The sequence below is a fragment of the Gordonia hongkongensis genome (assembly GCF_023078355.1).
GTDB lineage: Bacteria > Actinomycetota > Actinomycetes > Mycobacteriales > Mycobacteriaceae > Gordonia > Gordonia hongkongensis.
The window spans coordinates 1,275,032-1,298,382 of record NZ_CP095552.1; the positions used below are offsets into that span (position 1 = coordinate 1,275,032).

The following is a 23,351-nucleotide window of genomic DNA, read 5'->3' on the forward strand; positions in this document are numbered from 1 at the left end:
CGAGTGCCAGAACCACGAAGGTGTGCCGCAGGGTGTGGGGTGACACGGTGATTGCGGTAATCCGTGCGGCTTTCGCACACCGCTTCACCACCCTGTCAGCGGATCGCCTGGTCATGCGCGATCCGTCACGCCTCTGAACAACGGGGCCTGAGGTGCGCCCGGCTATCGCGGCGTCGACGGCACGCTGGACCGCGGGCGGCATCGGGACCATGGCCGAAGTTATGAGCGGTTCGTTACCCGCCGGCGCGGTCGGGCGCGCCCCGGTGTGCGCTGGCAGGCGTCGGCGTGGCTCACTCAACGCGCCGGGCATAACGTGCGTCGGCGACCGTAATCGGCGCGAGTCCGAACACGGACCGCTTGGTCAGAGTGCTCGCGCGATCAGGCTCGCGATCGCACGGCTGCCGAGTGGCGTCGGGTGGCGGGGTTGGGTCTGGGACTGCGAGGCGTTCCCTTCGAACCAGCGGGCTGCGCCGGCGCATGCGTCGTGCCCGACGGCGGCGGAGGCGACGTCGACGAAAGTCATCGATCGTGTGACGGCGGCGGTTCGGAGGATGGCGTCGAATCGTTTGAAGAAGCTCTGGAGGTACGCGGCGTCGGCGTTGCTGATGTTCGCCTGGCCGGGGCAGCCGGTTCGACCGTAGTAGCCACCGTGTCCGACGAGGACCACGCGGGCGAGGGGTGCGCGGGCGGCGATGGTGCTCAGAGTTGCGCCGATCTTCGGTGCGACTGCGGTGAGGGCCGAGGTCATCCGGTCGGCCATGACTCGATCGTGTCGACACCGGGCATCTTGGCCGAACCTGGGCGTGAAGCAGGAGGAGACGATCGACCACCAGCGGAGGTCGTTGCCGCCAATCGAGAGAGTCACGAGGCGTGTGGACCACGACAGTGCGTTGATCTGGACGGGCCGGGCGCCGAATGATGTCGTCTGTCGGCGGGTCGTGACGTCTGCCGTGGTGGCGTTCACACAGGCAACGGAGGTGTAGCTCATCCGGAGCTGGGAGGCGAGGTGCGTCGGGTAGGCGTCGCGGGTACGTCCGCACCCGTCCGGATGTTGCGCCGAGGTCAGCGTCGGCGCTGCGGCGCGTGAGTCTCCCAAGGCGACGTATGCGGGTGCCGCCGGCACGGCGAGAACCGACGGTACCGACACGCAGCTGATCGCGATGGCGAGAACGGCGACGAGTGCGAGGCGGAATCGGGTCACGGCAGGAGTATCCCAGCAGTGTCGTCGAACGTTACGAGGGGTCTGGGCACCGTCTGACAGGCCCGTCCGATGGCGCCCGGTGGCCGACTGAGAACAGCCCGTTCAGTCGATACAGAGCTTCGAGTCGACGGGCTAGCGTCGGTGATGTCAACACGCGTTCCCCGAGGCGCGAACGGATGTGATCCGTGCAACTTTGCCACCGTGGTCGAGGGGCGTCGGTCATGATTGCGCCATGGTGGTGCGACGGGGCGAGCGCGCGCGGATCGGAGTCGTCGATGATCACCCGTCGATCGTCGCCGGGCTGCGGGCGATTCTCGGGGACCAGCCGGACCTGGAGTTCACCGCCGGCGCAGCGACAGTGTCGAAGTTGCTGACAGAGACCCGAGATCTCGATTTGGTCGTCCTCGATCTGCGGTTGGAGGATGGGAGTTCACCGCAGATCAACGTCGACCGTCTCGCTGAACTCGACATCCCGGCTGTTGCCTACACCTCCGGAGACGAACCCTATCTGGTCCGGTTGGCAGCCAGTGCGGGGGTGAAGGCGGTGTTGCGCAAGAACGTTGACGACGACGTACTTCTGGCCGCTATCCGAGCGGTGCTCTCGGGCGAGGAGACTCCGACGGTGGATTGGGCGGCTGCGATCGATGCCGACGACGACTTCGTCGACCTACCACCACAGCTGCGACGTGTGCTCGAGCTGTATGCCGCAGGTGAATCCACTGCCGGAGTTGCCAAATCCATGAACCTGTCCCCAGACACGGTCAGTGACTACGTCGGTCGGATCAGAACGAAGTACGCCGCAGTGGGGCGACCCGCGCCGACTCGGCAGCATTTGATGTTTCGAGCGATAGAGGACGGATGGCTACCGATACCGCGGCGGCTGCGACGGCGGAGTTAGCGGCTGATCGCGACGTCGCACTCGACGAGTCCGCGGGTCAGCGGATTCTGCGGCAGTTCGCTGTCTTCATCGCCTGTGGCTACCTGGTGTACCTGGTGCTCACGGGACCGGCTATCGCCGCGTCGTTGGGAGTGATGCACACGTGGTGGACGGTCCCCGCGCTGGCTGCCGTGTTCGGTCCCGGGCTCGCACTGGGGCCGCTCGCGTGGCGAGGGTCGGCTCGAGCGCTACGGGTGTGTGCGGCGGTTGCTGCCGGCGGATATCTGATGGCGGTGGCCACCTGGGGTTTCGGCTGGAACGGCGCGCATCTTTCCGGAACCACCGACATATGGTTCTTCTATTTCTGTGGATTGGCGGCGATTGCTGCCGCGTTGGCCATGCGTCCGACCTACGCCTTCGTCGTGCTTGTGGTGGTGGTGGTTTCGGCCGTCACGATCAACTACGTGGTCCGTGACGTTGCGCGCAGCGGCCTATATGTCGCGGACATGGCGTGGGCGTTCGCATTCTCGCTCGTGTACTTCGCCGCCGCCGTCATGGGGATGCGTACCGCAGCCGTTCTCGATGACACGCGGGCGCAGGCGTACCGAACGGCGGCGGCCGCCGCGGCGTCGCAGGCTCGTGCCAACGAGCGGCAACGGTTCAATCAACTCACCCACGACGGCGTCATGGCGACCTTGCTGGTCGCTGCTCGCCGAGGAACTCCACGCAGTTGGCAGCTCAAGCCCAGGCCACCTTGCGCGCGCTCGATCGGATCCGAGGCGACACCGACACCGACGGCACGATGACCGTCGACGTTGTTTTGACGCATCTCAGCGAGGTGACGGTCACGGTGGACCCCACCCGGCGTTTCGAGGTTCGCCGGACAATCGACAGCTCAGACGCCGGCTATCCCGCCACGGTGGTCCATACGATCGCGGCAGCGGCAGGGGAGGCAGTGCGCAACAGCGGCCGTCACGCGCGGGCGTCGAAGACGATTGTCTCGGTGGAGATCACAGATGACCGGCTTCAGGTAGAAGTAGCCGACGACGGGCAAGGTTTCGAACCGTCGACGGTGCCGGCCGACCGACTCGGAATCGCCATCAGCATCCGTGAACGGATGTCGCAGATCGGTGGTTCCGCCACCATCGAGTCGGCGCCGATGCGCGGTACTCGTGTGTGCTTGGAGTGGGAGCGGTGATGCTGACCCCGACCGGTGGGCGCGAGGACATTCGCGACTTGCTCGGAATGCGAACGCGCGGTGCATGGCTCATCATCGGCAGCTACCTCATCGCGATGGTCATCGTGACCGTGGCCACGGTCAACAGTTACACCACTCCCTGGGTGGCGGCACTGGGACCGGTCATCCTGATAGCTGCGACGCTCGCGCTCGTCCTCGTCCCCGGCGATCCGCTCCCGTTCGGGACGACGCTGATGCTGACCGCCTCGGGGCCGGTGGCCTGTGCGATTGTGTTGTCGGCGACCCCCGCGGTTCTCAGTTCACCTCTGCAGACCTGGATACACGGCGGCGGGACGTCGATCTACTGCTTCATGAATGTCCGCGGCCGGCGGATCGCGCCCTGGATCGGCTTACTCGGAATGGTGCTTGTGTTCGCAGTGTGGGCCGTCGCTGATGGTCGGGGCGCTGCGTACGGCATCAGTTTTGTTGCCATCGACGCAGCCCCCCTGGCAATGGCGACTCTCCTGTCGTTCACTCTTCGGCCCACGGCGAAGGCGGTGTTCTCGCTGCGGGCGCAGACAACCGAACGCGTCGCCGAACTGGCTGCGCAAACCGCCGGTGCCGATGAGCGTGAGAAGCAATCGAGCCACCTCGATCGCCTAGCCCGTCCGATGATCGAGAAGATCGCGTCAGGCGAGACCCTCACGAGAGCAGAGCAAGCAGAGTGCGCTCTGCTCGAGGCCCACCTGCGCGACCGGCTGAGAGCGCCGATTCTGTCCACCCTCGAACTCGACGAAGCCGCGTACAGCGCGCGACAGCGGGGCGTGGAGGTCATCTTTCTCGACGACTCCGGTACGCCGGAACAGGACCCCGCCGTCATAGCGTCAGTGCGTGACGCCGCCGCACACGCCCTGCAGGAGGCGGCCGGCGGGCGCGTATGCGTACGCATGTGGCCATCCGGCCGGGAAACCGTGGCCTCGGTACTCGTGACCGATGCCGCCGGCACACGACGCACCGAGATCACCGCCGATGAGGTAGAGGAGCTTCCTCGTCTCGGAACCCAGGCCGTCTCACGTACGGGCAGACCGTTCGCTTGACTATCTATGCCCCCCGGGGCGGTGGCACCATCGCGGGTGCCCCCGCAAGATCGGTCTGTCGCCGACACCGCGACCGTCTTAACGTCACTCCCATCAGCCACAGCAGACCAGCAGGAGTGCAACGATGACGATTCAGGCTCTTGATTCGGTAGGGCGGCCTGCCCTCAGCAAGCGCGAGATCGAGGTGCTGACCGTGTGGCTCGCGTGTGATTCCAAGCAGCAAGCCGCCCGACGACTCTTCGTCGGTGAATCCACGGTGCATACTCACCTCACTCGGATCCGCGACAAGTACCGAGTCGTGGGCCGACCCGCGCCGTCAAAGATCGCCCTGCTCATCAGGGCCATCGAAGACGGAATCTGCACCCTCGAACAGATAGCCAGCCTTACTGCGTTTTTTGACAAGGCAACTGAAGCGCAACGCAGGCAACAACATCCGAGTAACGGTCGGAACCTCGCCTGAAGAGACTCCGCGATGACTGAAGGTCCTCTGAGCGTGTTCAGGATCAAATTGCGATTGCTCTACTTCCGAGCGGCGTCGGACGCCACGTCGACGAAGGTCATCGATCGGGTGACGGCGGCCGATCGGAGGATCGCGTCGAACAGTCCGAACGGCGGTCCGGCGTCGGACAGTCAACAGGGCCGTTGCCGACCGTTAACGCCAACCCTTTACCATGACGGGGTTCGATTTCGATGCGAGAAGTGGCTGACCAGCGGGGTGTTCCAGTCCGGGATTGCTTGTGTGACAAGGAGTATCGGCGATGCTGGCATGGTGTAACCTGCGGGGCTGGGCGCTGCGCGCAGCGATTTCTGCAGTGATTGCGACGGGGATGACGATCGGTGCGATCGGAGGAACTGCGGAGGTGTCGGCCGAGCCGCCGAATCTCGGTCCGGCGCCTGCCGCGGTTCCCGAGGCCATCGACGCCGCTGTGCCGGCACCGCCGGTGAAGAGGTTGCACCGGATACCTGCGCGCTCGGTGACCCCCGGCGCCTCCCACGAGCTGCAGGAACTTCGCGAGACGGTCATGCCCTCGCCGAGCGGCGACCGGTTCTTCGATCAATGGCCGGCCGACCTCGCACGCCGTGCTGCCGGAGATGTGATCGCCACTCGCGATGTCATGCGCACGGCGCAGTTGCTGATGACGGTTCCGCTGCAATCGGCTCGGCAGATCAAGTTCCGGAGCGTCGACGCCGGCGATCAGCCGATCTTCGGTACCGCGACCCTCCTCGTCCCCGCCAAGGCGTGGAAGGGACCGCGGTCGCGTCCGGTGCTGGTTCACAATTCGCCGATCGTCGCGCTCGGGACGAAGTGCACGCCCGGTTACACGCTTGCTCACGGCTACCACGCCGACACCAACACCACCGACCTCATCCCGCCGTTCGCGCAGTTGGCCTTGGACCGCGGCTACGCGGTGATCATGCCCGACCACACCGGACCCCGGATGGCGTACGCCGAACCGTACGTCGCAGCGCACGTGATCATGGACTCGCTGCGGGCGGCAGGCCGGCTCGACCCCGACAACTTCGCCACCGGACCGATCGCCATGCACGGATACTCCGGTGGCGCGATTGCCACGAATGCCGCGGCGAAGCTTGCCGATTCCTACGCCCCGGAGCAGGCCGGGCGGATCGTCGGCGCGGCGTACGGCGGCGTACCGGCCGACTACCGCTCCCTGGCCGGGGCCATGAACGCCAACCTCGGTTCCGGGGTGTTCCACGCCGCCATGCTCGGTGTCGCACGGGAACGTCCCCAAGTCCTTGCGATGGCAAACAACGCGGCACGCTGGTTGGCCACGTCTCCGATGCGGGACCTGTGTACCAGTGGGATGGGTGCCCTGGGTGTGTCGCACATACCCACTCAGGTTCTGTCGGCCGACCCCGATCCTTACCGTTCACCCGTCGCCGAGCGTCTTTTCGCGATCACCTCGATGAAAGATCACCGGGCGACGATGCCGCTGCGGATCTACCACGGAACCTACGAGTGGTGGATACCGGCGAGTCAGGCTCGCGCCCTGTTCGCCGAGCAGTGCGCGCTCGGGGCGTCCGCGTCGTACCGCGAGTACCCGGCCGAACACATGACCGGGATCTTCGCCGGCCTGCCCGACACGTTGACGTGGCTCGACGATCGTCTGCGCGGGAAACCCGCGCGGAGTGAGTGCCGCTGACAGGACGACCTGGGGTGGCTCTGACTCGACGCCTCGCTCCGCTGGAGTCGGCGCAACCACGGGTCGGGTCAGAGCGCCGCGACGACCAGGTCTGCGATGGCCTTGCTGCCGAGCGGGGTGGGGTGGCGTACCTGGGTTGCCGACCGCGAGATGTTCCCCTCGAACCATCGAGCTGAACCTGCGCATGCGTCATGTCCGGCGGCAGGCCCGGCCACGTCGACGAAAACAACCGAGTGTGCTCGAGCGGAGTGTCGGAGCACTGCGTTGAAGCGCTCGAAGAACCGTAGGACGAATGCAGCGTCAGCGGTGCTGATGTTCGCCTGACCTGGGCAGCCGGTTTGACCGTAGTAGCCGCCGTGGCCGACGAGAACGACGCGTGCGTTGGGAGCGCGCTGTCCTATCCGGGTCAGCGTGGCGTCGATCTTGGGTGCGAGTGAGACCAGACCGGAGTTGATTCGTCTTGTCACCGAGGCGTTGTCGCGGCAGCGCGCATCGCGGCCGAACTTCCTCGTTAAGCAGGACGACACCAGGGACCACCACTGCAGGTCGATACCGCCGATCGACAGAGTGACCAGCCGCGTCGACCGCGACAGCGCGTGTGTTTGAACGAGGCGCGGACCGTACAGCGTCAGCTGTGGCGTCGTCGTGACATTGGCGGTGGTGGCGTTGACGCAGGCGACGGACCGCAGGCTCAGTCCGAGGCGCGCGGCCACATGTACGGGGTAGCCGTCATCTGTGCGCCCGCATCCGTCTGGGCGCAGGCTGGAGCCGTTCGTTGGCGCGGCAGCGCGCGAGTCGCCCAACGCGACGTATTCGGGGCCACTCGGGGTCGCTGTCGCGGGCACCGCCAGGACGGTGCTGAGCAGACAGACGAGGGCTGCGAAAGTCGCGGCTCGGACGCGGGACATCAGGGAGCTGTGGCCGTCGAGCATGATAATGTTCCGGTTTCTCTTGCGGGACGAGGGGGCGCGTTGCCTTCTTCAGCAGAAGGCCTTCAGGTTCTGTTTCGAGTTGAACTCCGTCAAAGTGACCGAGCCGCTGTCGGCAGCCTCAGATAGTTGAGCTCCTTCCCATCGAAGCGCCTCGGCGGGAAACTGCTGGGCGAGTTCACCAAGTCTCGCAACGGCTTCCAGACCACCCGATGGGCCGCGAGAGTTGATGAGATTCCTGGTGCGGTAGAGGTCAGAGACCTTTTGCCAGGCGTCGCAGACCTGCTGCTTCGTCGGGGCCGTGTTCTCCGTCGAAGCGCCTCTCGGTTCCTCGACCGTGACCTGTGCGCCGTCGGGTCGGGTGCACCGGATGACCGGCTCGCCCGCCTCGATTTCCGCGGCGCCGAGGATGTTGCATCCCCACGAATCGAGTTGCGCGCCGCGATCACCGCGTTGGGTGCGGGGATCGTCGACGTAGCGTTCGACGAGCCGGAGCGCGGTCTGGCAGTCAACACCTCTGGCGACGACCCGAAGCTTCGGGAAATCGGCTGTGGGCCCGCAGTTGTCGGCCTCGTCCTGTGAAGCCGGTTTCGGCAGGCACGTGCACAGGGTGAGAGTCTTGACGGTACCGCTGGCGACATCGCCGTCGTAGGAAACCTTGAGCGCGATACCGCGGGGTTCATCTGCGGCGAAATATGCTGTGGACGTGGCCTTGTCGTCACGAACCGGCTTGCCGAACAGTTCGACGACGCGACTCATCGGAGTGCCGACCGTCACCCCGTCGACTGTCGTGACCGCCGATCCGAGCGGGCGGATCTCGACCAGGACGCCGTCGGCGAATACCCACTCGCAGTCCCGCCAGCGCACGACTACGCGGTCGCCGTCCACGGTTCCCGTGGACAGCTCCGGGAAGCCAGGTGTCGTCGCTCGGATCTCGTCGGCCCGAGACCCCAGGTTGACCCCGGCCAGGCCGGTGTTGGTCAGCTTCGTCGACGCCGAGTCGGCGTCACGGGCGGCGGCAATCCGTGCGGCGAGCTGTTGCGAGTTGTCTGCCGTGATGTACACACCGCCGCCCTCGCGGGCGATGCACTCCAGCTGGATGTTCGTCGCACGGAAGCCGATGGTGCTGATCGTGACGTCGGGGTAGCGAGCGCGCAGCTGCTGGGCCGTGTCGCAGGGATCGGGCGGGCAGTTTGCCTCTCCGTCGGAGACCAGAACGACGGACCCTCCGCTGCCCGCCAGCAGCTCGACACCTTGGGTGAGAGCCTTCGATAGCGGGGTCCATCCCTGGGCCTCGACACCGGCGATGGCTTCGGTTGCTGCCCCCTTGTCGATGGGTGCCAGATCCATGATCGTCGTGACGTCCTGGCAGCCGGCCGCCTGGCGCGTCGTTTTCGCGCTGAGCGTGTTCCCGTAGGCGACGAGTCCGAACGGTGTGCCGTCGGGGAGGCCCGTCGCAAAATCCGTCACGGCGGCGCGTGCAGCGTCGATGCGGGGGCCGGGAGCGTCGGCAGTCAGCATCGACTCTGATCCGTCGAGCACGACCACGACAGGGGAGGTGTCGGCGGACGCGGTCGTGCTCTCCGACGGGGAGCTCGGGCTGCCGTCGCCCGACGTGCTACATGCGGCCACAAGGAGACAGAGGATGGCCAGAGAGCCCAACCGGGCGGATAGCGTCACCTGAGAATCGTAGTCAGGCACCGTCGTTCCACGAGCCCCGTGAAGACAGAGTTCGTCCGATCAGGTGACACCGAGTCTCGCTGTGCTCCAGGCGAGTTCGCACATTTCCCGGCGAAGGGCCAGACTGAATCCGCGCCGACTCGGGCGCGAAGGCAGGCGGTCGTGCCTCCGGTTCAGAACGGCCGCGCGGGCAGAACTACTGGTCTGCCATCGGGACGGTATTCGGCATATCTGAACTGCGGTTCTGGGCGGCAAGCAGAATCTGATTGTGTCCGGAAGCCCGTCGGGTACGCCGACGAGCGTCCTGGTGGTACCGCAGCGGGAATCGACGCTCACCTCGGCACTGGACCTCTTCGGATCGTCATGATGGTGCCCCCACCAGGGCTCGAACCTGGGACCTGCGGATTAGCGAACCGAGTTCACGTGAGTTGTCCTGGGTCTCGTATCATGTAGCCGCAGCACGCATCTCGCCGGATTTGCGTGTACGACGGTTCGTGTGCATACACCGTCGTCTACCACCATTTTCGATGAATAAGCGATGGATTCAGCGCACGATCCTGTCGATCGCTGCGGCCACCTCGGCGTGGACGACGCCCCGTTTCCAGTACACATCCTGGGTCATCGAGGGCCGTGCATGCCCGAGCTGGTCGGCGCCGACGCGGGCTGAGAGACCGGCCTCGTCGATCACAGTCGCCAGCGTCTTCCGCCAGGAGTGAGACGTCACAGACTCGAGATCGAACAGGCCACGCGCTCGCCGCCACTGCTTGTTGAAGTTGTCAGGGTCCCGCAACGTACCTGCCGACGACGGGAACACCCACACGTCCGACGACCGCCGCTTCCGCCGCTCAGCTAGCGCGTCGACGACGAACGTCGGCAACGGCACCGTCCGGCCTGGGGCGCCACTCTTCGTCGCAGAGAGCCACACCAGGCCGTCCGCCTTGACCCTGACGACCCGGCCCGCGATGGTCGCTGTCCTAGCCTCCAGGTCTACGTCCGTCCACCGGATGCCCAACACCTCACTGCGCCGCACGCCCGTCCCCATGAGCGTCAGCACCGGGTCGCGGAGATCCGCCCGCCGGCAATACGCAGACGTCCTCACCCGCTTGAAGGCCCGCAACACCTCGGCGGGGTCCAGAGCCGGCGCACCCTTCGGCCCGTCGCCGCGACGTCGCACCTTTCCGAGCTCCCTCATCGGATTAGAGTCGATCGCCTTCGCCATCACCGCCCTGGTCAGCACAGCGTTCAGGACAGCGCGCACAGCCCGTTCCCGATCGCCGTGGGCACGCCGAATCCCCGCCAGCAAATCCTGCAAGAGAGCCGGGTCCAGGTCGGACACTTTCAGTCCAGCCATCCGGGGACGAACCGCGGCGACGGCGCGGTCGTAGACGTCGATCGAGACGGGGGACAGGTCGCCGTCCGCGCGTAGACGCTCGATGTGGGCCGTCATCAAATCGACCACGAGGGTGGATGCCGACACGTCGGCGCTCGGTGGGCGACGCCCGTCTAGTGCTGCGACTAGCTCGGCCTCGGCCTTGGCGCCGTACTTGTCCACGCCGCCCGCAGGAGACCTGCGCTCGACGAGTCTTGTCACCCCGTCACGGTCTCGGAATCGACACCGCGCCAACCAGATCCCGTCGCCCAGATCTTTCCGGGTGATCTTCCCGTGCTGCCCGATCCGCAGCGGTGGTCTACCCGCCATCGCTGCCCCTCGTGAGGTCCTCGCCGCGGTCTAGTGCTTCCTCGAACAGGTCCAGATCACTGTCGGCGTGGTACCGAACGATCGTCCTGACTGCCTCCGCGATCTGATCGGGGTATCGACCGAGATCGATGCTCAAGCCGCTCAGTATCGCCAGTGCGATACGGCCGGCAAGCGCTTGGCGCCGCGTCTTTTCGAGCGTCTGTGCTAGCGCGACTTCGGGATCGGGAGCGTTGTCTGTTCTCGACTTGTCGACTTGCTCAACCGCCCGCAGCCAGTTCTGATGATCGGCTTCAATCCGGCGCGCGTCGCTGATCGGTAGGTCGGTAGTCAGCGCGTCGGTCAACCAATCCCGCTTGCCGTTGTAGCGCAGTCCACCTTCACCTGAGAACCACTGCGCCGCATCGATCGACCGGACTTGGGTCCCCGGCCACACCTCAACTTTGCCGTCGGGTTGGTCCGGGTAGATTAACCCGAGCGGCGGGACGTCAAGTGCCCGAGCCAACACGATCAGTTCGGCCAAATCGAATGAGCTACGGCCCTTTTCGATCTTCGACAGTGTCGTGCGGTGGATCGGTAGACCTAGCTTCTCGCACTTGGTAGACAGCTCGACCGCGCTCATCTCACCCCGAGCGGACTTCACCGCTTCGCCCACCCTCTTCGCCAGTGCGCGCTGCCAATTCTCGTGTTGCTCCATGTCGACATCGTACGCATGAATGTGTGCTTGTCGTTGACACGTTCGAGAGCGTGTGGGAAAGTCGCTTCAGGGCGACAATTCACCCATTCAAATGTCGCTCAGGGGAAATACCTAGAGGAGGTCCGACGAGTGAACGACTGGGAAGCGACGTCATCGCGGCTCGGTGGGATCAGCAGATCCACCGTGTTCGCGCTCTGGGCGTCGAAACAGCTCGGGTCGGTGAAAATCGGCAAACTGCGCTTCAGCACCGACAGGCAGATCGAGGAGTACATCGAGCGTCTTGAATCCGGCGCCGCCTGATGGACCGGTACTCCGACATCCGCGACCGCGAAGACCTGGGGGGCATCGAGATGTTCCCCGACCACACTGACGATCTCGTCGGTGCTCAAAAAATGGCCCGGAACCGGCTGCAACCAGTTCCGAGCCCGAAGTCCATACCCACGCCAGTGAGGAGAACTACCAATGACCATAGTGCACACCCCCGACAGGACGCGAGTCCCCGTCGACCCAGCAGCCGACATGTTGCGCACGCTGCTCGCCGACATCACGCCGCGCAACATGGACGACCTGCTCGACCTGGCCGGTCTCGTCGGTGAGGTCGATGGCGGGCACATGACGGCTCAGACCATCGTCACCACCACGGCGGTGACCCAGTGAGCCACTACAACGCCACTGAGGACTTCCTGATCGCACTCGAGAAGTTCCCCACGCTGCCCAACGGGGAGCGTGGGGAGTGGGTGCACGTCGTCGCGTCACGGTGGATCGACGGTGTCTTCTGGCGCGACCGCCAGGACCCGAACGTCATCGTCGAGCTGTGCCGGATGGCGAACAACCAGACGGAGTTCGACGCGCCGGTGATCTCCTACGAAGTCCGGGTGCCGTTCGCCGGCGGTGAGCTGACTATGTCGCCGGACGCCGCGCTGTACCTCGGTAGGCATCTCGTCGAGATCGGTGCCTTCGGGGTCCGCGACCGAGCACGGCACGCCTCGTTCCTCTCCGGCGAGGAGGTCTAGATGTCCAGGACAGCCTTCCACGAACAGGCGTGGTGCGAAACCTGTCAGGCCGCTGACCGCTCGTGCTCGGGCGAACACAACTCCGCACCGATGAGCACGCCGCTGACCGGAGCCGGATGGCACGACACCGACTACGGTGCCGAGCTTCCTCGGATCGACGTGTTCACCATTTGGGCAGAGTACGAGGAAGACCATGGTGTGCCAGCAATTTACGTTGCGGCGGTCTCACCACGGGGGTTGCACAACGAAGACGATCGGCTGATCCAGGGCTACCTGCCATTGGATCTCGCTGAGCACCTTCGGGACTCACTGACCACGGCGATCGACAATGCGCGGCTGACGTTGTCGGCCAACCATCACCTGCTGTGCGACTGCGGAGACGAGCGCGACTGATGTCCTACGGCGTCAACTGGGGGGCGGTGCGCGACTTCGTGTGCCGCCTCCCGGCGCGTCCCAAAACCACCATCATCGCGGGCAGCCCGGAGTGGTGCGCCCTCGACGACGACGACCCCGCTAAGCTCGCTGCCCTCATCACCGCCGGATCTCGGTGGGTCCTGGAGACCGAGTGCACCGAGATCCAGAACCGCCGAGACGCCGAGAAAGCCGCGGCCGTCGACCTCGCACAAGCACGTGACTGGGCAGCGGTCGCCCAACGAATCCGAGATCGAGACACCGCACTGCGCAACGGCGCCTACATCGCAAGGAAAGCAGCATCGTGAAACCCGACGAATTCTTCGACGCCACACCACAACTGCAGACCATCCGACAATGGGCGAGAGCGCGCTACGCCGCACCCTGGGCAGTGTTCGGTGCCGTCCTGCTCCGCGTCGCCGCCAGCACCGGACCCGAGGTACAGCTACCCGGCATCATCGGTGGCCGCGCCAGCCTCAACCTGCTCGCCGCGTTCGTCAGCCCATCCGGCGGAGGCAAGGGCATCTCCGACAAGGTCGCTCGACTGGCTTGGCCCGCAACAATCATCGAACGGCCCATCGGCTCCGGCGAAGGCATCGCAGCAACATTCATGCCGCCCAAGAAGGAGGGCCAAGAGCCGATCAGCCGCGCGATCGTCTCCGTCCCCGAGATCGACACCCTCGCCGGCCTAGCAGCCCGACAAGGCTCCGTCCTACTCGCTCAGCTCAAGTCCGCGGCCATGGGCGAACAGCTCGGCCAGTCGAACGCGTCGGAGGCGACCACGCGGATCATCGAACCGCACACCTACCGGCTGTGCATGAGCGTCGGCGCCCAACCGGCACACACCGGGGTCCTGTTCAACGACACCACCGGCGGCACCCCGCAGAGGTTCCTGTGGTTCCTGACGATCGACCCGGACATGCCTGGCGACGTCATCGAGGACCCCGAACCCCTCGACACTCGTCTGCCGTTCTGGACCCCCGGCGACGACGGCGTGGTGCAGATCGAATACGGCCCCGAGGAGATCGCGGAGACAGTCCGGACGGCGCACCTGGCGCGGCAACGCGGCGACGCTGACGCCCTCGACGGACACGCGATGCTCACCCGCTGCAAGGTCGCCGCCACGCTCGCAGTCCTGCATCACCGCTCGGTGGTCTCCGGCCTCGACTGGCAACTGTCCGAGACCGTCATGGCCGAATCCACCCGAGTCCGAGACTGGATCGTCGCCGAGTCACGCAAGGCCGAACGGAAGAAGAACAATGCCCGCGCAGTGACTCGTGCCGACGCCGAGGAGGTCTACGAGCAACGGCGCATGGACCAGATCCGGAGCCGAGTGCTGGGCATGTTGAAGCGCGACGGTGAACAGACGATGAGTGGTCTCCGCAAGCGGTTCGGCACCAAGGAAAAGCGGCTCATGTTCGACGCTGTCTCGACGGCGCTGGAAGACGAGGGAGTCATCGTTCTGACGCCAGGGGCATCGAGGGGTACCGCGGGTTATCGAGTCCGTTTGGCCGACTCAGAAGCTGGTCACCCTTTGAATTCTGGTCACCCTATAGAAACCGCAGGTCAGGACACATTTTCAACTGGTCACCCTTTAGACGGTGACCCAAAGGGTGACCAACAAAAGCCCAGGTCAGAAAAGGGTGACCAGGGTGACCAGGGTGACCAGCCCATTCCGGCGCAAACACCGCCGAAACCGGCGTCGGTGCCCCGACAAGGCACCTGCCCCGGGTGCTTCGTCGTCATGCCCCTCGACCCCGAAACCGGGCGCTGCGAAGAGTGTGACGACCCCGCCCACAAGGTCCCCGAGCGTGCTCCAGAGAGGCCAATGGCCGTCGTCCATTCCGGGGCCACCCGGACCGATAACGAGAACCTGCGGCTGCTCGCAGCAACCATCCTCCCGAAGGAGACAGCATGACTGACAACTACACAGTGATCGACGACGTGACTCGCGGACGTTTTATCTCCGAGATCGTCGCGAACGCGGGCCCCGAGGGCATGTCGGACGAGGACCTCAACGCCGCGCTGGCGGAGTTCATCGAGATGCACATCACCGCTGCCGCCCTCGAACTCTGGAACCAACACCGAATGCGCATCGCGTGGAGGGACGGCCAGATGCTCTGGCGGTCGGCGGCCAACGAAGGGACGAACCGATGACCGCCCACGTCTGCCAGAAGTGTTCAGGCCCGTGCCGAGTCCACGCCGGTAGCGCCCACGGTTGGACCTGCCGAGCTTGCTTGCAGGACTACATCGATCGGCAGCGCGACGCCACCCCGCAACGGATCAACACCGTCGCCCGCCAAGCCCAAACCACCGAGGAGAACCGACCATGAGCTACCAGTACAGCGACGCCGACAAACGCGCCATCGGACACGTCGCCGACCTACTCGCCGCAGCATCCCGACAAGACGACCCCACACCCGTCATCGCAGACATCGACGCCGCCGACGCCGCCGCGGTCATCGCCGTCCTCACAACCAGCGCTTGGAACTGGCTCCTCGAAGCGTCCCGCAACGACTACGACACCGCAGCACTGAAAGTCGAGGCACTGCGACGGTTCGGGAGCCGCCGCCGATGACTGCCCGCGCGCTGGGTGGCGTCGTCCAGATCGAGGGCGACGTCCACCTTCGCGCGCTCGTGGTCGCTCTCTCCGCAGCGAAGAACGCCTACCGGCTCGACGGCCGATCATCCGGCCCACAGTTCGACGACATCGTCGCCGCAGCCTCACAAGCCATGTCCGCCAACGGACTTACGGACGTCCGCACCACCCCTGTTCCGGCAGTGTCCCTTACAGACCCGATTGGGGTCGACGAGGCAGCCAACATCCTCGGATGCAGCACCCGCCACATCCGACGGATCGCGACCACCCTCGACGGCCGGAAGGTCTCCAGACACTGGAGTTTCGAGCGCCACACAGTGCTCGACTACCGAGACAGGGAACGCGAATGCCAGACCTCAACCCCACCGAAGTCGAGGAATACCTAGCCAACCTCGACGACGATGAGTACACCGACCTCGCCCGCCGAGCCCGAGCGATCGACCGCACCGCCTCCGGTATCGACCTCGCCCTCGAAGTCGCCCGCAGCCGGGGATGGAACGCCACGCCAGGAACACCCGGACATGCCGGCGTCATTCCCTCGAAGCGGGGCAACTGATGTCCATCTCATTCCGCAGCATCACGAAAGCGTGCAGCACCAACCCCCACCTCGACCGTGCAGTCCGCACACTCGACGGATTCGCCACCGCCATCAGCGTGCAGCAGCAAGCCACCGAACGGCTCAGGGGCCTGGTATCAACCAAGGCAACCGTGGAGTTCGAGCCCATGCTTTCCGGTGACATCACCGATAAGTGGCTCGACACCGCTGTCCGCGACCGAGTCCAGGCCCGCGACACCGACATCCGGATCGAGCTGCTCGAGAACCTGCGCATCGCCGCCGAATCCGACGCCGCCAACATCGTCGAGCTCGGCGCCGACACCGTCCTCGCCGCCCTCGACACCGAGCTGCAGACCCTCGTCGCCAACGCATCCGATGCCGCGCAACTCCTGTCCGGCGCAACCACCGCCACCGAAGCCATCAGCCGCGGCGCACACGCAGCGTGGGCAGAACTCACCAAGTGGGCCGAGCAGTACGCCGACCTCCGTATCGCGCAACGCCACATCATCACGTCGATGAGCCCGGACCTCGTCATTGCCAGCCAGACCGGCAACCAGCCCGACGCACACGCCTCCGACCTGTTCATCGGCAACCTCGACGAGCTGTGGCCCAATTGGCGGCGGCCCGAGGCGTACGGGCACGCCGGATACAGCGGCGACAACGGTTACGGAAACACGACACCGTGGCCCAACGAACCCGTCGAACAACTCGTCTGGATGGTCACCCACAACGCGCAACTGTGGATACCAACCATGGCCAAGCTCGAACAGCTGCACACCAGTCGCCGAGCTGTACCCGTCCGATCCGAAGGCGTGACCGTGCCCGCCGCCGAACAAGGCCAGACCAAACGCCGGATCGACGCCGCCATCGAACTCGCCCACCAGTACGCAGAGTGAGACGGACTCCGACGATGACGACAACACCCAGGGGCACCACCCCCTCCCGCCCCACCAGACGGAAGCCGCAACGCTCTGTGGAAACCGCCACGCGCAATGCGTGGGAAATCCCCGGATTGGGGGGTCTGATGGCTGGTTTGCGTAGGTCGGCGGAGGCTCGTCGGGTGCTCGATGCGTTGGAAACGCGCAGGCAGCAGCTCGAAGACGAGCTGAATTTGCCGTACGAGTGGGACGAGCGGGAGCAGGTTGTGATCCGCCTGTTGGGGGACCAAATCGACCGTCGTGAGGCGCTGAAACGTCAGTTTGCGGATGTGGAGAAGCCGTCTCAGGGCGCGAAGCTGTCGGCGGAGTTGCGGCAGTTGGAACGGTCGATCACTGACCTGTTGGGGCGCCTGGATCTTGAGGGTGCGGGTGCGGTGAAGTCGCGTCAGCATCAGCGGGCGGCGAACACTCGGTGGCAGCGGAGGGCAGCGCAGTGAGAGTTGCTGGTGGTGCCCGTGCCCGGTCTGCGGGCCTGTACCGGTTTCTGGGGGAGCTGATGGTCTCCCGGTCGCAGCATCATTGCGCGGTCCGCGCCTCCCTCGCTGAGGGTCGTGGAGTTCTCCTCGGCACCAGCTACACGCAGGGTGTGGCCGAGGCGTTCGAGGCGGGTCGGCCGATTCGTGTGCCGGCGTGGATGTTCAACGGTCATTCGATGCGTGAGGCGGGGATTCGTAACCCGTTGCCGAAGGACCGTGTGCAGCGCGCGCGTACGTACCTGGTGTCACCGGATGACAGTGTCCAGCCGATCGAGGGAGACCGGTAAGAGCCGGGTTGAGTTTCACAACTTCATAGCTTTCGACGCCTATCACCCCACCGTGTAGCTCCGGCTGCAAGGGCCTTGAGCCCAGGGCGTCACTCAGGTTGGCCGTCTGCGGGATTCGTGGATGGTCCTCAGTGACAGGACGAGTGGGGATGGCTGTTTACAGCGCAGGTAGTGCGAAGGTCGACATCGAACCGAACATGGCGGGTTTTGCCCGTGAGGTTCGGTCGACGTTGGAGCGGATGGCTGTCGAGTACGACATCGACGTCGGCGCCGACCTCACTCGGCTCCGGGCGCAGCTTCGCGCATTGCGGGACGAATCAGTCGACATCCGGATCGATCTCGATGGGGCATCGCAGGCCGAGATCGAGTCGACTGCACGGTCGTTGCGGGACCTGTCGCAGGAGATGTCCCGGATCAAGGCCATCGGTGACGTGAACGCCACGAACCGAGTCACGTTCTCTAGCAACCTGTCCACGGCCGAGCTCGAGACCACGTCTCGTGCGTTGCGGGACCTGGCCGCTGCCGTCACCCGGTTGCAGGCCGTCGGCAACGTCCGGACGGTTGTCGACGTCGATGTCCGTGGCATCCAGAACATCCTGCTGCTTCAGTCCCTCCTGGCGGGTCTCGATCGTCGGATCAACATCGACGTGAACACGACCAGTCTCGGCCGTGTGTCGGGTCAGGCGAACTCGGCGCACAACTCGCTGCGGTCGATGTCGATGGTCAAGTTCGGCGCCCTCGCCGCGGGTATCACCGCGTTGGTGCCGGCGCTTGCCGGTGTCGCGGGCGCTGCAGGTGGAGCTGCCGCCGCCCTCGGCGCTATGGGAGCGGTCGGCATCGTCGGCGGTGTCGGCATCGGTGACGCTTTCTCGGCTCTCAGCGAGCAGACCGCGAACGCCGGATCAGCAGCACAAGAGCTGGCCGACAGTCAGGACGCCGTCGCTGACGCGATGCGGGGCGTGGAAGACGCGCAGCAGGGTGTCACCGACGCCCAACGCGCCGCCGCCGACGCACAACGCGATCTCAACGACTCCTACGAGGAAGCGTCCCGGTACCTGCGGGACATGAACGACGAGCTCGTGTCGGCCGAGATCGCGCAGGAGCGAGCCGAGATCAGCCTGGCGCGTGCACGGCAACGGCAGATCGAGGTCAACAACGATCCGCGGTCGACACGTCTGGATCGGGCCGACGCCGCGGTCGATGTCCGTGACGCCGAGCAACGGTTGCGCGAGTCGAAGTCCAAGACCGCCGACCAACGCGTCGACACCTCTCGAGCCAATCAGGCGGGTATCGGTGGCTCCGACATCGTGCAGCAGGCCAAGCAGCGCAGCGACGCCGCGAACCGGGCTGTGGTGGACGCTCAGACCCAACTGGCCGAGGCCACACGCCAGTTGGCCGACGCGCAGAATCAGGCCACGACGTCGGCCGCTGGTGGGGTGGACAAGTTCGCTCAGGCGATGGCGCGTCTTGCGCCGGCCGCGCAAGACTTCGTGCTGCAGATGCGTGCCCTCGGACCGGCGTGGACTGAGCTGCGTAAAGCTACCCAGCAGGCCATGTTTGATGGTCTCGGCGACTCGGTCACCCAGTTCGCGAACCAAAACATGGGCGGGTTCCGGACGGTGATGGTGGACATCGCCGGGTTCATCAACACCACCTTCAAAGACACCCTGTCGCAACTGTCCGATGTGTTCGCCCGGCTGTCGGCGAACGGCGGGATGCAAGCGTTCCTGTCCGGTACGCAGGCGATGATGTCCGGCCTCGCACCCATGATCGCCGGCATCACCGAGGGATTCATCCAGATGGGTGCCGCCGCCGGCCCCGGTATGGGAATCCTGTTCGAGTCGATCGGCCAACTCGTCGCCACGACAGGTCCGTTCCTCGGGCAACTCGGCAACATTCTCGCGCAGTCGCTGGCGAGCATCATGCCCACCCTCGGAGAGTTCATCAACGCCGTCGCGGTCGGCCTCGGACCTGTCCTGCCCGTACTCGCGGACCTAATCTCGGGTCTCGGCCAGGCACTCCTGCCCGTCCTGCCGCCACTGGGTGAACTACTTTCCACCCTTGGGCAGGCGCTGACACCCTTGCTCGCACCACTCGGCGAAGCGCTCGCACAGCTAGGCCCGCCTTTGTCGGCTCTCGTCGCCGCCGCGGGCGATCTACTCCTCGCGTTCGCCCCCATGTTGCCGCTCATGGCCGACCTGGTCGCGCAGATCCTGACCCCCCTGGCCAGTGCTCTCGGTACCGCGTTCCAGGCGCTGCAGCCGTTCGTCGCGCAGTGGGCCGAACAGCTAGCACCATTGCTGCAGACACTCGCACCGGCTTTCACGGAGATCGGCACGATCTTGTCCGGGGCGCTGGTGCAGGCGGTGCAGGCGTTGATGCCGCATCTGGTGACCATCGCTCAGGCGCAGATGGATTGGTACATGGCGATTGTGCCGCTCCTGCCTCAGTTGACGGAGCTGGCCCTGTCGCTTCTGCCGGTCATGATTCAGTTCCTCGAGATCGCGCTACCCGTGATCGCGACTGTCATCAACGTGTTCGCCCAGCTTGCGACGAACGTGGTGCCAAGGGTTGTTGATGCGCTCGGTTTCGTTGTCGGCGCTATCCAGCGGGTGACGGAGACGGCGCAGTGGTTCGTTGACCTCTGGGGCGACATCTGGGCGACCGTGACGAACACCCTCACGGGCAAGAAGGACGAGATCGTCGGCACAGCAGGCGAACTCGTCCGCTTCTTCCAGGACATGCCCGCTCGAGTCCGCAACGCTGTCGCCGGAATCTGGGACCCGCTCAAGGACACCTTCAAGGGCGCCTTGAACTGGATCATCGACGCCTGGAACAACTTCAACATCTCGATGAAGGTCCCCGACCACATCCCGTGGATCGGCGGTAAGGGCTTCACGATCGAGACTCCGAACATCAACCCCCTCGCGGCCGGTGGCCCCGTGTCGGGTCCCGGTGGTCCTCGAGACGACGTGATCCCGGCGATGCTGTCCAACGGCGAATACGTCGTCAACGCAGCATCGGTCGGAAAGTACGGCGTCGGGTTCATGGACCAGATCAACGCCGGCAAGTTCGCCGACGGAGGCCTGGTCGGCACCTACGGGTTGCCGTCGCACTCAGATCCATTCCCGCAGTGGGTCAACGACCTCGGCGCCAAGTACAACGTCGAACCGTCCACCTACGCAGGCCACCAGTCGGATGACCGAGCAGAAGCCGGTTTTGCACCCAACCCGCAAGGTCTCAACCGCGGCATCGACTGGGGTGGCGCGGTCGACGCCATGCAAGGCTTCGCCGAATACCTGTTCAGCATCGCCCCGACATCACCCGAGGTCGAGCAGATCATCTGGATGAACCCTGCGACCGGGCAAAAGATCGGCTGGGCCGGGCGGTCAGACGTGTCCAACACCGGCTACTACGACGCCAACTATGGCGGTCACCAGGATCACGTGCACTCGCGGTTCAGCGGGCCCGTCGGTGTGGCACCACGCCCGAACCCCTACGAGGCGAACCCGCTGGGGCAGCAAACCCCCGACACGGTGCCGTCGTTCAACAACCAGGACGGTCGCAGCGACGCACCGAAGTACGCTCCCGAACCGGACACCACCACGACAAAGACGACGACGCCCGAAAAGGCGTACCCGACATCGTTCTCCGGGTGGGCCGAGCTCGGTGCATCCAGCTTCATCGGCGGACAGCTGAAGTCGCTGTTCGGGGTCCTCGGGATCAACGACTCACCCGCGTTCCTCACGGCCGGAAAGATGTTCCAGGAGAACATCTACAACGTCGAGGACCGCAAGCGCGAGCAAGACCAGCAGGAGATGGAACGTCAGCGTCAGCTCCGAGCTGGGCAGTCACCGACGACACCCCCGGCCACCACGACAACGCCACCGAGCAGCGTCACGCCGCCGGCCACGCCTGCACCGGCCCCGGCACCTGCAGGCCCGGCGATGCTCACCAACACACCCGAGGGTGGCATCGCCGACGGTTCCCCCGGCGCGAAGCAAGCGTTCTGGAACGAGTGGGCTAACTACCCCGGCTGGCAAGTTGGCGAGCAGTGGCTCGACACCCTGCGCCTGTTCCATGAGGAGTCCGGGTGGAATGCCACCGCGCAGAACCCGTCCTCGACAGCGTTCGGTGTGGGCCAGTTCCTTGACCAGACGTGGGCAACCGTGGGGGAGACCAAGTCGTCCGATCCGGTCGTCCAGGCCCGTGCGACCGGCAAGTACATTGCGCAGCGCCAGGACTACGGCAACCCCTCAGCGGCATGGGATCTGTGGCAGTCCCGCTCCCCGCACTGGTACGCCGACGGCGGCCCCGTCATCGGTCCGGGCGGACCGCGCGACGACCTGATTCCCGCGTTCCTGTCCAACGGCGAGTACGTGGTGAACGCGATGGCCGCACGGAACAACATGCCGCTGCTCGAGACGATCAACGCCCGCCGGCCGATGCCCTCGGTGACGCCCAAGCAGGTCGGTGGGCCGGCCACTGCGCAGCGGTACCGGGACCACATCGAGTTCCATGTCCAGGCATCCCCGATGGACGCCATCCAGGCGGCACGACGGGAAGAGGACCGACGCTCGGCGGCACAGCTCGCCGGTTTCTGAGATCACCCAGGGCTGGAAGGGTCGCACCCGAAATGCGACCCTTCCAGCGCCTGGCGGCCACAGGTTCAAGACGAACCTGGCTGCAGCGGAACCGGATACGCGATAGCCATAAACGGTGAATAAACGATGGATCGACCCGTGCTGAGCAGCGGGCCGATCCTCGTTTTGCCTGGTAAAGCGGTGCCCCCACCAGGGCTCGAACCTGGGACCTGCGGATTAAAAGTCCGTAGCTCTACCAACTGAGCTATAGGGGCAGGGCCCCGGCGAGCCGGGGCGTCGATGAGTTTACAACGTGTGCAAACGGTGCGAACGTGACCCTCGGTGTGCGTGTCGTCGAGCTGGTCGCGATGCTTCGTTTATGGGGCTGACCAGTCGATTTGTGGTTTGCGCGAGACCTGTCATAAGCTATGCGAGCTCCCAACGGAGAACACGACCGGCCCCCTTCGTCTAGCGGCCTAGGACGCCGCCCTTTCAAGGCGGTAGCGCGGGTTCGAATCCCGTAGGGGGTACGCCTGCGCGGCACTCGGTAACGAGGTCCGCGCAGATAATTTAACAAGGCCCTGTGGCGCAGTTGGTTAGCGCGCCGCCCTGTCACGGCGGAGGTCGCGGGTTCGAGTCCCGTCAGGGTCGCCAAAGGTTTCGGTTCATCGTCAACCGGTACCTTCCGGCCAGGTAGCTCAGTTGGTACGAGCGTCCGCCTGAAAAGCGGAAGGTCGTCGGTTCGATCCCGACTCTGGCCACCACAAAAATCCCCAGCAGTCCGAGACTGCTGGGGATTTTTTGTTCAAGCGAACCCCGGACGTGTGAGATACGGGGGTTCGAGCCGTGATTATGGTCCAAATCGCAACGGCCACAACGGATTCACCCGATCGTACGACGCACGCGAGGTGCGGAATCTCCGTGACGCGGGCATGATGGTCCGGTGAACGCGATACCGGGGGGTACGCCGCG

General features: G+C 65.3%; 24 protein-coding genes and 4 tRNA genes. 22 read left to right on the forward strand and 6 right to left on the reverse strand.

All coding sequences use genetic code 11. The annotated features are described in order from the left end of the window. Positions 1-361: 361 nt before the first annotated feature. Positions 362-1,201, reverse strand: coding sequence for an SGNH/GDSL hydrolase family protein (locus MVF96_RS05740; protein ID WP_247451622.1), 840 nt, complete (start codon positions 1,199-1,201; stop codon positions 362-364). Between the two features lie 232 nt (positions 1,202-1,433). Here MVF96_RS05740 and MVF96_RS05745 point away from each other — a divergent pair, with 232 nt between their 5' ends. The 6 genes from MVF96_RS05745 to MVF96_RS05770 all read left to right on the forward strand — a co-directional run bounded on the left by MVF96_RS05745 (position 1,434) and on the right by MVF96_RS05770 (position 6,514). Then, positions 1,434-2,099: a response regulator transcription factor gene (locus MVF96_RS05745; RefSeq protein WP_068971245.1), complete on the forward strand. Its 666-nt coding sequence runs from the start codon at positions 1,434-1,436 to the stop codon at positions 2,097-2,099. Beyond that, positions 2,060-2,884 carry a hypothetical protein gene (locus MVF96_RS05750; RefSeq protein ID WP_247451623.1) on the forward strand — a complete coding sequence of 275 codons (825 nt, stop codon included), beginning with the start codon at positions 2,060-2,062 and terminating at the stop codon, positions 2,882-2,884. Before MVF96_RS05745 ends, MVF96_RS05750 begins: the two co-directional genes overlap by 40 nt. Continuing rightward, positions 2,881-3,276: a sensor histidine kinase gene (locus tag MVF96_RS05755; protein WP_247451624.1), complete on the forward strand. Its 396-nt coding sequence runs from the start codon at positions 2,881-2,883 to the stop codon at positions 3,274-3,276. The genes MVF96_RS05750 and MVF96_RS05755 overlap by 4 nt, the downstream gene beginning before the upstream one ends. Beyond that, positions 3,276-4,352, forward strand: a complete 1,077-nt coding sequence (locus MVF96_RS05760; protein WP_247451625.1) for a hypothetical protein — start codon at positions 3,276-3,278, stop codon at positions 4,350-4,352. Before MVF96_RS05755 ends, MVF96_RS05760 begins: the two co-directional genes overlap by 1 nt. A 124-nt stretch (positions 4,353-4,476) precedes the next feature. After that, positions 4,477-4,812, forward strand: coding sequence for a LuxR C-terminal-related transcriptional regulator (locus tag MVF96_RS05765; RefSeq protein ID WP_247451626.1), 336 nt, complete (start codon positions 4,477-4,479; stop codon positions 4,810-4,812). Between the two features lie 298 nt (positions 4,813-5,110). Next, a complete protein-coding gene (locus MVF96_RS05770; RefSeq protein WP_247451627.1) occupies positions 5,111-6,514 on the forward strand; it encodes a lipase family protein in 1,404 nt (467 codons plus the stop codon). Positions 6,515-6,582: 68 nt separating this feature from the next. Here MVF96_RS05770 and MVF96_RS05775 read toward each other — a convergent pair whose 3' ends face one another. From MVF96_RS05775 to MVF96_RS05790, 4 genes are all read right to left on the reverse strand, one after another. Continuing rightward, entirely contained in the window at positions 6,583-7,422 is an 840-nt protein-coding gene (locus MVF96_RS05775) for an SGNH/GDSL hydrolase family protein (RefSeq protein ID WP_247451628.1), read from the reverse strand. Positions 7,423-7,494: 72 nt separating this feature from the next. Further along, the gene (locus tag MVF96_RS05780; RefSeq protein ID WP_247451629.1) at positions 7,495-9,123 is read right to left on the reverse strand and encodes a vWA domain-containing protein; all 1,629 of its coding nucleotides are present in this window, start codon (positions 9,121-9,123) and stop codon (positions 7,495-7,497) included. Positions 9,124-9,667: 544 nt separating this feature from the next. Further along, complete coding sequence (locus tag MVF96_RS05785) at positions 9,668-10,570, reverse strand: site-specific integrase (protein ID WP_247451630.1); 903 nt, start codon at positions 10,568-10,570, stop codon at positions 9,668-9,670. 241 nt (positions 10,571-10,811) lie between these two features. Next, entirely contained in the window at positions 10,812-11,516 is a 705-nt protein-coding gene (locus MVF96_RS05790; protein WP_247451631.1) for a helix-turn-helix domain-containing protein, read from the reverse strand. Between the two features lie 129 nt (positions 11,517-11,645). On the opposite strand from MVF96_RS05790, the gene MVF96_RS05795 reads away from it, so the two are divergent. The 13 genes from MVF96_RS05795 (at position 11,646) to MVF96_RS05855 (ending at position 22,400) form a co-directional block, all read left to right on the forward strand. Next, positions 11,646-11,816 carry a hypothetical protein gene (locus MVF96_RS05795; RefSeq protein WP_247451632.1) on the forward strand — a complete coding sequence of 57 codons (171 nt, stop codon included), beginning with the start codon at positions 11,646-11,648 and terminating at the stop codon, positions 11,814-11,816. Between the two features lie 162 nt (positions 11,817-11,978). Next, entirely contained in the window at positions 11,979-12,173 is a 195-nt protein-coding gene (locus MVF96_RS05800) for a hypothetical protein (protein WP_247451633.1), read from the forward strand. Next, positions 12,170-12,529, forward strand: a complete 360-nt coding sequence (locus MVF96_RS05805) for a hypothetical protein (RefSeq protein ID WP_247451634.1) — start codon at positions 12,170-12,172, stop codon at positions 12,527-12,529. The genes MVF96_RS05800 and MVF96_RS05805 overlap by 4 nt, the downstream gene beginning before the upstream one ends. Continuing rightward, complete coding sequence (locus MVF96_RS05810) at positions 12,530-12,922, forward strand: hypothetical protein (protein ID WP_247451635.1); 393 nt, start codon at positions 12,530-12,532, stop codon at positions 12,920-12,922. Further along, positions 12,922-13,248 carry a DUF2742 domain-containing protein gene (locus tag MVF96_RS05815; protein ID WP_247451636.1) on the forward strand — a complete coding sequence of 109 codons (327 nt, stop codon included), beginning with the start codon at positions 12,922-12,924 and terminating at the stop codon, positions 13,246-13,248. The genes MVF96_RS05810 and MVF96_RS05815 overlap by 1 nt, the downstream gene beginning before the upstream one ends. Further along, complete coding sequence (locus MVF96_RS05820) at positions 13,245-14,858, forward strand: hypothetical protein (RefSeq protein ID WP_247451637.1); 1,614 nt, start codon at positions 13,245-13,247, stop codon at positions 14,856-14,858. The genes MVF96_RS05815 and MVF96_RS05820 overlap by 4 nt, the downstream gene beginning before the upstream one ends. Then, entirely contained in the window at positions 14,855-15,097 is a 243-nt protein-coding gene (locus tag MVF96_RS05825; protein WP_247451638.1) for a hypothetical protein, read from the forward strand. The genes MVF96_RS05820 and MVF96_RS05825 overlap by 4 nt, the downstream gene beginning before the upstream one ends. 172 nt (positions 15,098-15,269) lie before the next feature. Beyond that, the gene (locus tag MVF96_RS05830; protein WP_247451639.1) at positions 15,270-15,518 is read left to right on the forward strand and encodes a hypothetical protein; all 249 of its coding nucleotides are present in this window, start codon (positions 15,270-15,272) and stop codon (positions 15,516-15,518) included. A gap of 367 nt (positions 15,519-15,885) precedes the next feature. Then, a complete protein-coding gene (locus MVF96_RS05835; protein ID WP_247451640.1) occupies positions 15,886-16,095 on the forward strand; it encodes a hypothetical protein in 210 nt (69 codons plus the stop codon). Beyond that, entirely contained in the window at positions 16,095-16,991 is an 897-nt protein-coding gene (locus MVF96_RS05840; RefSeq protein WP_247451641.1) for a hypothetical protein, read from the forward strand. Before MVF96_RS05835 ends, MVF96_RS05840 begins: the two co-directional genes overlap by 1 nt. Before the next feature lie 164 nt (positions 16,992-17,155). After that, complete coding sequence (locus tag MVF96_RS05845) at positions 17,156-17,470, forward strand: hypothetical protein (protein ID WP_247451642.1); 315 nt, start codon at positions 17,156-17,158, stop codon at positions 17,468-17,470. A 59-nt stretch (positions 17,471-17,529) separates the two neighbouring features. Further along, positions 17,530-17,796 carry a hypothetical protein gene (locus MVF96_RS05850; protein ID WP_247451643.1) on the forward strand — a complete coding sequence of 89 codons (267 nt, stop codon included), beginning with the start codon at positions 17,530-17,532 and terminating at the stop codon, positions 17,794-17,796. Positions 17,797-17,927: 131 nt separating this feature from the next. Further along, positions 17,928-22,400, forward strand: coding sequence for an aggregation-promoting factor C-terminal-like domain-containing protein (locus tag MVF96_RS05855; RefSeq protein WP_247451644.1), 4,473 nt, complete (start codon positions 17,928-17,930; stop codon positions 22,398-22,400). A gap of 181 nt (positions 22,401-22,581) precedes the next feature. On the opposite strand, the gene MVF96_RS05860 is transcribed toward MVF96_RS05855, so the two are convergent. After that, a tRNA-Lys gene (locus tag MVF96_RS05860) sits at positions 22,582-22,654 on the reverse strand. Positions 22,655-22,836: 182 nt separating this feature from the next. On the opposite strand from MVF96_RS05860, the gene MVF96_RS05865 reads away from it, so the two are divergent. From MVF96_RS05865 to MVF96_RS05875, 3 genes are all read left to right on the forward strand, one after another. Next, a tRNA-Glu gene (locus tag MVF96_RS05865) sits at positions 22,837-22,909 on the forward strand. A gap of 47 nt (positions 22,910-22,956) precedes the next feature. Further along, positions 22,957-23,033: transfer RNA gene (locus MVF96_RS05870), tRNA-Asp, on the forward strand. A gap of 33 nt (positions 23,034-23,066) precedes the next feature. Then, positions 23,067-23,143, forward strand: a tRNA-Phe gene (locus MVF96_RS05875). Positions 23,144-23,351 lie beyond the last annotated feature (208 nt).